6 protein-coding genes are annotated in these 6,965 nt (G+C 70.1%); 2 read left to right on the top strand and 4 right to left on the bottom strand.

Annotated features, from left to right (window positions below; all coding sequences use genetic code 11):
* Window positions 1–122 precede the first annotated feature (122 nt).
* The 4 genes from WBA11_RS04530 to WBA11_RS04545 form a co-directional block, all read right to left on the bottom strand.
* Window positions 123–2,015, bottom strand: a complete 1,893-nt coding sequence (locus WBA11_RS04530; RefSeq protein ID WP_424519534.1) for a choice-of-anchor I family protein — start codon at window positions 2,013–2,015, stop codon at window positions 123–125.
* 108 nt (window positions 2,016–2,123) lie between these two features.
* Window positions 2,124–3,044, bottom strand: coding sequence for a ribonuclease Z (locus tag WBA11_RS04535; RefSeq protein WP_424519535.1), 921 nt, complete (start codon window positions 3,042–3,044; stop codon window positions 2,124–2,126).
* A 75-nt stretch (window positions 3,045–3,119) separates the two neighbouring features.
* Window positions 3,120–3,806: a hypothetical protein gene (locus tag WBA11_RS04540; RefSeq protein ID WP_424519536.1), complete on the bottom strand. Its 687-nt coding sequence runs from the start codon at window positions 3,804–3,806 to the stop codon at window positions 3,120–3,122.
* 75 nt (window positions 3,807–3,881) lie between these two features.
* Window positions 3,882–5,246, bottom strand: coding sequence for an OmpA family protein (locus tag WBA11_RS04545; RefSeq protein ID WP_424519537.1), 1,365 nt, complete (start codon window positions 5,244–5,246; stop codon window positions 3,882–3,884).
* Window positions 5,247–5,383: 137 nt separating this feature from the next.
* On the opposite strand from WBA11_RS04545, the gene WBA11_RS04550 reads away from it, so the two are divergent.
* Together WBA11_RS04550 and WBA11_RS04555 are read left to right on the top strand one after the other, a co-directional pair.
* Complete coding sequence (locus tag WBA11_RS04550) at window positions 5,384–5,980, top strand: ECF-type sigma factor (RefSeq protein ID WP_424519538.1); 597 nt, start codon at window positions 5,384–5,386, stop codon at window positions 5,978–5,980.
* Between the two features lie 202 nt (window positions 5,981–6,182).
* Window positions 6,183–6,965 (top strand): serine/threonine-protein kinase (locus tag WBA11_RS04555; RefSeq protein ID WP_424519539.1); only part of this gene is annotated, 783 nt, incomplete at its 3' end.

Here is a 6,965-nt window from a genome sequence, read left to right on the forward strand (position 1 = left end):
CGCCTGCCCTCGAGGTCGAACGCCGTGGCCTCTCGGGCGCGTTTCTAGCGCCGCGCGTCTCGCCCTCGAGGACGCCGCTGGACGTGCTCGCCCTCGAGGGCGGGTCGTGGGGAGGCCGCGCGCTACCGGACCAGGGTGAACGAGCTCGACTGCGTCTCCACGGTCGCGCCGGCCGTCGCGGTCACGCGAGCGTGGTAGACGCCGGACGCCAAGCCCGTTACGGGCGCATCGAGGACGGCGCTGCCAGCGTCCGCGGCCCGGGAGATCCGGCCCACCTCGCGGCCAAGGGCGTCGACGATCACGACCTCGACGTCGGCGGGAGCCGCGAGCGAGAAGGCCAGGCGCGGTGCGCGTGCGGGGTTGGGGCGAGCGGGAGACAGCGTCAGGAGCGCGCTCGACGCGCCGTCCTCGAGGCCGGTGCCGCCGCCGCTGCCCAGGCCCCAGACCGAGAGCGTGCCGCTGACCTCGTTCGAGACGACCAAGAGCGCCTGGCCGGTCGGGCTGCCGCTGGGCGAGATGAACACCAGGCCCTCAGGGCCGAGGTCGCCGACGGCCGGGTTCGTCGAGCCGTCCGGGAGCTGGGCGTCGACGGTAAAGTCGCGGTTGATCAAGAAGCCGGCGTAGGTCGGCGCGGTGACGTCCGAGACGTCGTACACGATGACGGCCGAGATCCGCTCGAGCCCGACGAACGCGAACGTCCGGCCGTCGACCTCGCCCACGACGACGCCCTCGGGCTCGGGGCCTTTGTCGTCGCTGCGGCCGTCGAACGAGTCGTTCTCGTCGTTCGTCGCGCCGAACGCGTCGCCCGGCAGCGTGCCGTCCGCGACGAGCGCAGCGATCTGGCGCTCGATGTCGTCGCCGGAGTCCCAGACGCGGACGCCGGCCTCGTCGTGGATGGAGAACGAGCGGGCGCCGTAGGCGAAGAACGTTTCGAAGTCGCCGTCGCCGTCGACGTCACCGAGGGTGTCGGTCGCGCGGAGCCGGCCCAGACGCGCGTCGTCGAGCAAGAACGGACCGTCGGGGATGGCGATCGGGTCCGGCGTCAGGTCGGCGATGCGGACCTCCTCGGAGAAGCCATCGTAGTCGCGGGCGTCGCCCTCGTTGGCGGTGAACACGTAGGTCGCGCCCTCGATGTCGTAGGCGGCCAGGCCGTCGGGCTGGTACATCCCGTAGACGGGCCACGTCGAGATCGCGATGCCGCCGTCTCGGTTGGACGGGTCGAGGGCGTTTTGGGCGAGGGCGTGGTTCTTAAAGCCCAGGCCGAGCAGGTCGAGGGTGCCGGCCTCGAGGTTGACGATGGCGAGCGCGTTGTTCTCTTGGACCGAGACGTAGGCCGTCTCGCCGTCGGGGCTGACGACGACGAACTCGGGCTCGAGGTCTTGAGCGACGCTCGCGTTCGGGCCGAACACGCGGATCCCCTGATCCGTGATCTCATCGGTACGCGAGCCGCCGTCGTTAAAGTCCTCGAGGCCGACGGTGCGGACCGTCGCGTTGGCGGCTCCGGCCCCAAGATCGATGATCGAGATCGACCCCTCGGGGTCGACGGTGTACGCGTCGTTGGGCTCGCCCTCATTGGCGACTACGAGGGTCTCGCCGTCGGGCGAGAAGGCGACCGCGTCCGGCAGCGCCCCGACCTCGAGGGCGGCGACAAAGGCGCCGTCGGTGTCGAACAGGGCGACCGCGCCGGGGTCCGTCGCCGGGTCGGCTTGGACGGCGAGCGCGACGACGCCGTTCGAGACCGCGACGCTGTTCACACCGGCGCCGTAGGGCGTCGCGTCGATGGTGAAGGCGAGCGACAGGTCGGACGGATCGGACGCATCGAGGACGATGACTTCGTCGGCATCGGCGTTGACGAAGAAGATGCGCTGGGTCGCGGCGTCGTACGCGGCGATCTCGGCGGCTCCCTCGTCGAACAAGCCCGTGGCGTAGGTGTCGAGACGGGTGGCGTCGAGCGGCTGGGCGAGCGCGGCCGGCGCGAGACAGGCGACGAAGAGAATGGCGTGGCGAACGAACATGCAGACAGGGAAAGGGAAGCCCCGATCCTATCCGCGCCACCTCGAATCGCCGGTAGCGAAATCGTTACGCGGCCGTTAACGCCTTGTGACCGTGCGCCCTCGAGGCCGTTACCGACGGACGTCGTACCGCTGGAGCTCGACCGCCGCCTCCGTCCCTGGAAACACCTCGCGCGCCTCCTCGACCAACGGCGCCGGGTCGTCGTACCGAGCCGAGAAGTGCGTCAACAGCAGCCGCTTGGCACCCGCGTCGCGGGCGACCTCCGCCGCCTGCCGCGCCGTCGAGTGCCCGACCTCGAGGGCGCGCGCTGCGTGCTCGTCGGTGAACGTCGCCTCATGCATGACCAGGTCGGCGTCTTTCGCGAGCGCCCGTCCTCCGTCGCACGGCATCGTATCGAGGACGTAGGCAAACGACCCGCCGGGCTTCGGCGGCCCGACCAATCCGTCCGGCGCCAGCGTCCCACCGCCCTCGAGGTCGACGGTCTCGCCGCGTTTGAGCGCGTCGTATTGCCAGCCCTCGGTGACGCCGGCGTCGCGCGCGGCCTCGCCGTCGATGGAGCCGGGCCGTTCCTTTTCTTGGTACCGGAAGCCGGCGCAGAACACGCGGTGCTCGATGGGGCGGGCCTCGATCGTCACGTGCTCGTCTTGGTACACCGTCTCGTGCTCGAAGCCGTCCTCGAGGGCGACGAACGAGACGGGAAACCGAAACCGGTCCCTCCGGAGCCCGGGCATCGCCTCGATCACGGCCTCCAAGCCGGCCGGTCCGATGATCGTCAGCGGGTGGTCACGCTCCAGGAGCGACAGCGTCGAGAGCAGGCCGGGCAGGCCGTACACGTGATCGCCGTGGAGGTGCGTGATGCAGATCGCGTCCAGCCGGCCCCGCGTCAGGTTGCCGCGCACCAACTGGAGCTGGCTGCCTTCGCCACAATCAAAAAGCACGCTGCGGCCCTCGCGTCGGACGATGGTGCCGGCCAGGTGGCGGTCGCGAGTCGGGATGGCGGAGCCGACTCCAAGGGGGACAACGTCGAACACGGGCAGGGCGGGAGGGGCCGCGAGATACCGATGCCGCCCGTTCGCGGTTCATCCTCGAGCCCGAGGGCGCTGCGGCTACAGGTTGGAGGCGAGGCCGCGGCCCAACTCCGTCAGGTCTGCGCGGACATTCTCCGCGTCACGTGCCTGGTTGCCGAATGGGTACGCGGTCGCGGCCTCGATGGAGTAGACCGTGACCCCGCCGCGGACGTGGATGGTGGTTGGCATTGGCGGGTCCAGAATGCCGTTGACCTCGATGGCGGCCTGGTCCCCAGTGCCCTCGACGTTCAGGAACGAGAATTTCCCCATCAGCCCTGACAGCATCTCTCCGGCGCCGGAGGCCGCCTCGTCGATCTCGCCCTCGGCGATGGCCTCTTCGATGGCCTCGTTACCGACCTCGCGGACCTCCTCGAGGTCGGCGTCGGTTGCCGTGCGGTACTGCCTCGAGAACGCGGCCTCGGCGAACTCCGGGTCGCCGAGATCCGTCACGCGGACCAAGACTCGGTTGTACTTGTCCGACTCGACGTCGTAGGTGCAGTACTCACCCGAGCGGCCCATGTCGGTCGCTTCCTGGTCGAGCGCAACGGCGGCGGCCGGGAGCCCGAGGGCGGAGGAGATGACATCGGCCGTCAGCGCGTCGCACGCATCAACGGCGACCGTGGCGACCGTCTCGGTGTCGCGTGAGCTCCCGGCGTCGCCCTCGAGGTCGGAGTCCGTGCCGCAGGCGACGAGGGCGAGGGCGGGGAGGAGAAGGAGGGTGCGCATGGAGAGGCAGTGGAGTCGTTTGCAGGTGGACGGCGGACCGTCCTCGAGGCCAGACCGACCTCGAGGACGGACGGGCTACAGGCCGACGATCTCAACGCGGCGGTTCTGCTCGCGGCCGCTCGCCGTGTCGTTCGAGGCAACGGGTTGGTCCTCGCCCATCCCGACCGCTTGCAGCCTCGAGGATGAGATGCCGCGGCCCGCGAGCCAGTCGGCGACGGCCTGGGCGCGCTGCTGGCTCAGGCGCTGGTTCGTGCTCGCGCCGCCGCTCGAGTCCGTATGCCCCTCGATGCGGATGCGTAGGCCCGGGTTGCCCTCGAGGGCGGCCAACAGCTGGCTCAACTCGGTCGAGGACGAGCCCGTGATCCGGGCGCTCCCGCTCTCGAACAGGATGCCCCGCGCCGTGATGCGGTCGCCGGTCTGTAGCGCGCCGTAGCCCGTCTCCTGGCCGCCGCCTCCCACGCGGAGGTTGTCGATGAAAGCCGTCTCGTCGTAATTCCCGTTCCCGTCCTGGACGAAGAAGATCAGTTCGTTGCCCGGCGCCAGCTCCACGTTCGGGATGTTGACGACGCGCGTCTCGTCGAGGTACACCTTGAGGTACGTCCCGTCCACCGTCGCGCGGACCGGGACGTAGCGCTCGTTGAGAGCGGGATAGTCGCCGAAGTCGCCTGTGCCTCCTCGGCCGGAAGGCGCGACGAACCCGGTCGTGACGTCCATGATGTTGCCTCCGCTCAGCTGGAGCGATGTCATGTCCATCCACGCCGTCGCCTGATTGCACGTGTCGATCTGGTCCAGGCGGCCGTACTCATCGAGGGGCGTCGTGGTGATGCAGAGCACGCCGCCGTCGCCGAGGAAGAGGTCGAATTCGAGCGTGAACAGGTTCGGTCGCTGCCCCATCGGAACGCCGAACATGGAGCCGGAGAGCACACGCAGAACCTTGTTGCCACCGTCTTCGACGACGTCCATCTCGCCCTTGATGAATCGGATAGAGCCGGGCACGTTGCCCGTTCGGGTGCCCTCGAAGTCGTCTTGGAAGAGCGTACGGGCGCCGGGCTCAAAGTCGAAGTTGGTGTTCGTGACGCCGGGGCGCGGCGGTCCCGCCGAGCCGGGCGCTCTCACGATGGCGCCCTCGACGTTGTCGGCGTCCACAGGATTGCCGTTTCGGTCGACCGGCGTGCCGTCGCGGTCGACCAGGACCACGTTCTCGCCGCGGTCGTTGGCTTGGCGGACGCAGGCGTCGTCGTCGTAGGTGCAGCGGACGGCGTCCTCGCCACGCTGGAAAGCTCCGTCGATGGCGCCGTTGACCGCCCGGTCTGTGCGCGTGTCGATGTTGCGGTTGACGGCGCGCTCGGCGACGTTGCCAGCGCGGTCGATGGCACGGTCGAGCGTGCCGGCACAGCCGGTGAGCGCGACCAAGAGGGCGAGGGCAGAGAGTCGGAGCATGGTGGTGAAGAGGGTGTTCCCCTCCGTCACGCAGACCGGTGCAGCAGTCCGTCACGCAATGCGGAAAAAGACTCGTCCCCGACCGCGCTCCTCAGTCCTAACCTGTTATTATTGAGCCTGTCAGTGGTCAGCCCCCCATGGAAGCCGTCCTCGATACGCCCGCCCGCGATCTCGTCCGCGTCCTCGAGGACGACGCAACGCGAGGAGGCGTCCCGTCTGACTCCCTGGCCCGCTACCTCTACACGGACCTGCGGCGCTTGGCGCGCGGCCACCGCTCGCGCTGGAGCGGAAATGAGACGATGAACACGACGGCCATCGTCCACGAGGCCTACCTCAAGCTCTCGAAAGGCGACGGGTTCAACGGCCGCGACCACTTTCTGAGCGTTGCCAGCCGGGCCATGCGCCAAGTGCTGGTGAGCTACGCCCGCGAGCAGGGCGCCCAGAAGCGCGGCGGCGTGGGCCGCGACGTCGCCCTCGAGGACGCGCCGCCGGACGCGTTGCTGTCCCACCAAGCCTCGACCGACGTCCTTGGTCTGGACGAGGCGCTCCAGCGGTTCGCCGCCCTCGACGAGCGCGCCGCACGTGTCGTCGAGCTCAAGACGTTCGGCGGCCTAACCCTCGATGAGATCGCAGCCGAGCTCGACGTGTCCGAGGCGACCGTCACGCGCGATTGGCGCCGCGCCCGCGCCTGGCTCCGGGCCGAGCTCGGTGGGGTCCCCACGCTGGCCTCGTGACCGGCCGACGGCGAGTCTCGCGTGTGACCGGGACACCGGGGCGCACACGAGGACGGGGTGGCGCCGCGGGCCACGTCCTCGAAGACGTGCTGGTCCCTCGAGGCCGGACGTCGCCCTTGAGGCCGGTGCCTGCCGGGCTCTCCCGTTCTGGGACGAGTCCCGCCGTGACCCCGCTCCGCCGCCCATCTCCCACGCTACGCCCATGACCTCCGACCGCTGGAGCCGCATCGCGGACCTGTTCGACCGCGCCGCCGATCTCGACCCGTCTGAGCGAGCCGCCTTTCTCGACCTCGAGGCCGTCGGGCCGGACGGCGCCACGGACGGAGCGTTGCGGGAGGAGGTCGAGCGGCTGCTCGCGGCCGACCTCCAAGACGAGTTCCTGGACGGGACGGTCGGTCCCGATCGTGAGGCGCCTCCGCCGACGGCCGGCCCGTGGCGGCTCGACGAGCGCGTCGGGCGCGGCGGGATGGGAGAGGTCTGGCGCGCGCATCGCGAAGGCGCCTTCGAGCAGGCCGCCGCCGTCAAGCTGGTGCGGCCCGGCTTGGGCGAGTCTCTCGTCGCGCGGTTCCGGTCCGAGCGCCAGATCCTGGCCGGTCTCGACCACCCGTCCATCGCGCGGCTCTTGGACGGCGGAAAGGCATCGGACGGGCGCCCGTACCTCGCGACCGAGTTCATCGAGGGCGAGCCGATCACGACGTATTGCGACACGCGGCGCCTGGGCGTCAACGAACGCCTGGCCGTCTTCGCCGAGGTCTGCGACGCCGTCGCCTACGCCCACACGCGCCTGGTCGTCCACCGCGACCTCAAGCCATCGAACGTGATGGTGACGGACCGGGGCCGGGTCAAGCTGCTGGACTTCGGCATCGCCAAGCTCCTCGACGCCGACGGGGACGGGCTCACACGCACCGGGCGCCCCGTCTTGACGCCGGCCTACGCCGCACCCGAGCAGGCCGGCGGCGGCGCGATCACGACCGCTACCGATGTC

Source organism: Rubrivirga sp. (assembly GCF_049648075.1).
Lineage (GTDB): Bacteria > Bacteroidota > Rhodothermia > Rhodothermales > Rubricoccaceae > Rubrivirga.

Excerpts from the sequence above, each read along its gene's own strand:
- WBA11_RS04550 (WP_424519538.1), top strand. The coding sequence starts at position 5,384 with ATGGAAGCCGTCCTCGATACGCCCGCCCGCGATCTCGTCCGCGTCCTC.
- WBA11_RS04530 (WP_424519534.1), bottom strand. The coding sequence starts at position 2,015 with ATGTTCGTTCGCCACGCCATTCTCTTCGTCGCCTGTCTCGCGCCGGCC.
- WBA11_RS04545 (WP_424519537.1), bottom strand. The coding sequence starts at position 5,246 with ATGCTCCGACTCTCTGCCCTCGCCCTCTTGGTCGCGCTCACCGGCTGT.
- WBA11_RS04540 (WP_424519536.1), bottom strand. The coding sequence starts at position 3,806 with ATGCGCACCCTCCTTCTCCTCCCCGCCCTCGCCCTCGTCGCCTGCGGC.